At 32.4% G+C, this 4,061-nt stretch carries 4 protein-coding genes; all 4 read right to left on the reverse strand.

Annotation, left to right across the window (positions count from 1 at the left end; all coding sequences use genetic code 11):
- Positions 1 to 177: 177 nt before the first annotated feature.
- Entirely contained in the window at positions 178 to 1,719 is a 1,542-nt protein-coding gene (dnaB, locus tag QZ260_RS06655; protein WP_295984248.1) for a replicative DNA helicase, read from the reverse strand.
- 168 nt (positions 1,720 to 1,887) lie between these two features.
- Positions 1,888 to 2,841, reverse strand: coding sequence for an acetyl-CoA carboxylase carboxyltransferase subunit alpha (locus tag QZ260_RS06660; RefSeq protein WP_295984250.1), 954 nt, complete (start codon positions 2,839 to 2,841; stop codon positions 1,888 to 1,890).
- A 69-nt stretch (positions 2,842 to 2,910) separates the two neighbouring features.
- Complete coding sequence (locus tag QZ260_RS06665) at positions 2,911 to 3,807, reverse strand: DMT family transporter (protein WP_295984251.1); 897 nt, start codon at positions 3,805 to 3,807, stop codon at positions 2,911 to 2,913.
- On the reverse strand, positions 3,794 to 4,061 hold a 268-nt coding region (locus QZ260_RS06670; RefSeq protein WP_295984253.1), incomplete at its 5' end, for an LptF/LptG family permease. The genes QZ260_RS06665 and QZ260_RS06670, both read right to left, overlap by 14 nt.

Here is a 4,061-nt window from a genome sequence, read left to right on the forward strand (position 1 = left end):
GCCTTTAAATGATTTTTTTGACTATCTACATCCATTGGAATTAGGATGTATGATGCAAACATATGTGTAGAACAGAATAATATTAATATGAATAGGGCTTTCTTCATAGGCTGAAAGATACTCAAAAAATATGCCTGATTAAAAATTTTATAAAACTATTAGATATTAAAAGACTGATTAAAATGGTACTTCATTGTCTTCATCATCGTTAAACGAACTGCCGAACGCTTGGTCTGGACTTGCTTTAAAATTATCAGTTTTAAAAGTATCATCATTAGCTGCTGCATTCATTTTAGAATGAAATTCAAAAGGCGAATCAAAATCGTCTAAATTATCAAACTTACCTAAGTGCCCAATAAACTTTAAACGTATACTCTCTAAACCACCATTACGGTGTTTTGCCACGATAAATTCTGCTTGACCTTCAGTTGGCGAACGTTCTTCATCATCCCATTCATCAATTTTATAATACTCTGGTCTAAAAATAAAGCTAACAATATCTGCATCTTGCTCAATCGCTCCCGATTCACGTAAATCTGATAATAAAGGGCGTTTACTTCCACCACGTGTTTCAACAGCACGTGAAAGCTGTGATAATGCAATTACTGGTATACTTAGTTCTTTTGCTAATGCTTTTAAGTTTCTAGAAATCATAGAGATTTCTTGCTCGCGATTTCCACCATGGCTACTACCACCGGTCATTAATTGCAAGTAATCAACCATAATTAGTTTTATACCATGTTGCGATGATAAACGACGTGCTTTTGCTCTTAAATCGAAAATAGACAGTGAAGGTGTATCATCAATAAACAGGGGGGCTTTTTCTAATCCTTTAACTTTAACGTTGAGCTGTTCCCATTCATGTTTTTCAAGCTTACCTGTTCTTAATTTTTCAGAGGATAAGCCTGTTTCACTAGAAATTAAACGTGTAATCAATTGTACGGAAGCCATCTCTAAAGAGAAAAAAGCGACTGGAATATTTTGATCTACAGCGATATTTCTTGCCATAGATAATGTTAGCGCCGTTTTACCCATACCAGGACGTGCGGCTATAATAATTAAATCGGATTGCTGCCAACCTGAAGTTAATTTATCTAACTTATGAAAGCCCGTTGGGATACCACTGAGTCCCTCTTTATTAGAAATTTCTTCAATCTTCTTTTTAGCTTGAATCACTAAATCTTGAGCAGTTTCACTAGATTTTTTGATATTACCTTGTGTAACTTCGTATAATTTTGACTCTGCTTTATCTAATAAATCGAAAACATCTTTAGTTTCATCATAAGAATCTTCAATAATTTCACTTGAAATTTTAATTAAACTACGCTGAATAAATTTCTGTAAAATAATACGTGCATGGAACTCAATATGTGCTGAAGATGAAACTTTCTGAGTTAAAGAAATCAAGTAAAAATCACCTCCTGCTAACTCTAGCTTCGAATTTTTCTTTAACTGTGTAGAAACAGTTAATAAGTCGACTGGCTCACTATTTTCAAATAATTGAAAAATAGCTTCAAAAATATGTTGATGTGCTTCTTTATAAAACGCTTCAGAGCTTAAAATATCGATAACTTCATCAACACCCTTTTTATCAATCATCATCGCTCCTAAAACAACTTCCTCTAAATCAAGTGCTTGTGGCGGTATTTTACCTCTTTCAAGGTTGATAATTGTACTTTTATCAACTTTATAGCCTTGAATTTGATTAGGTTGTTTCATATCTACAAAGGTAATTAAAAAGAAAGTAGTTTAGATTTTTTATAATTTTTCTATGTTCACTACTCGTTAACAATTCAACTGTTAATAAGTTGAAAATATTGTCAATAAGCATAAAAAAAACCTGAAGCTATAAACTTCAGATTTTAGTAAGTTTTGATTTTTAGAGTTTTAGCCTTTATAAACTCCCATTTGAGCATATTTATCCATACGCTGAGATACTAAATCTTTTGGGGATAAGTTTTTAAGCTCATTATAATTTTTAACAATAGCATCACTAACAGATTTGAATGCTTTTTTTCTGTCCCTGTGAGCACCACCAAGAGGTTCTTTTATAATTCCGTCAACTAACTTTAGTTTTTTCATATCAATAGCCGTTAACTTTAAGGCCTCAGCTGCTTGCTCTTTATATTCCCAACTACGCCATAAAATTGATGAACAAGACTCAGGAGAAATAACAGAATACCAAGTATTTTCAAGCATTAAAACCCTATCGCCTACACCAATACCTAAGGCTCCTCCAGAGGCTCCTTCTCCAATTATGATGGTAATGATTGGCACTTTTAAACGTGTCATTTCTAGAATATTTCGGGCTATGGCTTCACCTTGTCCGCGTTCTTCTGCTTCTAAACCAGGATAAGCTCCTGGAGTATCTAAAAGTGTTACAACTGGAATACCGAATTTTTCGGCAGATTTCATTAAACGTAACGCTTTTCTGTAACCTTCTGGGTTCGCCATCCCAAAGTTTCTATACTGTCTTGTTTTGGTATTAAAACCCTTTTGCTGACCTATAAACATAAAACTTTGGTCACCAATTTTCCCTAAACCACCAATCATTGCTTTATCATCTTTAAAGCCTCTGTCTCCGTGTAACTCTAAAAAGGAATCACCACAAATAGCTCTAATATGATCTAATGTATAAGGTCTTTCAGGATGACGCGATAGTTGTACACGTTGCCATGGAGTTAAGTTTTTATATATATCTTTTTGCGCTGCAGCTAATTTTTTTTGAATTTGCATACAGGTTTCAGTAACATCAACTTCACTCTCTTCTCCAATCACTTTACACTTTTGTAATTGATCTTCAAGTTCTTTTATAGGGAGTTCAAATTCTAAATATTCCATAAGAATTTTGTTTTGGCTATTAAATTTTAGTTAGTTCACAAATATAAAAACTTTAATTTTGTTTAAGCTCTATGAAGGCTTTCTTTTTAACTTTCTACTATTTTTCAATATTGCATTTAAAAGAACAACACTTATAATTATAATAGCACCATAATAGAATGAAGCACTCATTTTTTCTTTCTCCGGAAATAATATGAGAGCCATTATGATTCCGTAAATAGGTTCAAGATTATAAGATAAAACTACCGTGTAGGGACTAATCATTTTCATTACATATACGGATGCAATAAATGCATACGCAGTACAAACTGACGCTAGTATAAAAAGATACCCGAAATCTGACTGACTTAAACTGAAAAAATCCATGGAAAAACCCTCTCCAAAACACAAAATATAAATAGATATAAAAAATACGCCGCTTAAGAATTCGTAGAAAGAAATAACTGTAGCCGAGTGCTGTTTTAAGAAACTGCCATTTAGTACTGCGAATAATGATGATAAAAAAGCTGAAGAAATACCTAAAATAATCCCAGTAAGATATTTTATTTCACTCTGTGTTATAATAAAAACACCCGCAATTACTATAATTCCGAATAGTATTTCGTACCAAATAATAGAACGCTTGTAAATTATTGGTTCTATTAATGATGCGAAAAAAGCACCTGTTGAGAACATAGCTAATGTTATAGATATGTTAGCTTCATCTATAGCTCCGAAAAACGTTATCCAATGTAATGCTATAATAACACCAGCTATTGAGAGTCTTAGAATTGATTTTAAATTTATTTTTAACTTAACCTTAGCTATTTTAATATAAATGAACATCAATATGGATGCTATAATCATTCTATACCAAACTAGAGGTATTGCTTTTATGGTAATAAGCTCACCTAAAATAGCCGTAAAACCAGCTATAAAAACCAAAAAATGCAGATGTAAATAATTTTTAAACTTAGCGTTTGGCATTATATAATAGATAAGCGGCTAAAATACCAAAAATGATGTTAGGAAACCATACGGCAATTAATGGAGGGAAATCTGATTGTTCTGCCATAACACCAAAAATCTTATCGAAGAATACAAAAATCATAGCAATACAGATCCCAACTGCTAAGTTTACTCCCATCCCACCTCTCCTCTTAATAGAAGATACTGCTACAGCAATAATAGTTAAAATAAATACTGAAACTGGTAAACTCCATTTTCTATATAAAACCAAT

The sequence above is a fragment of the uncultured Algibacter sp. genome (assembly GCF_905480415.1).
GTDB lineage: Bacteria > Bacteroidota > Bacteroidia > Flavobacteriales > Flavobacteriaceae > Algibacter_B.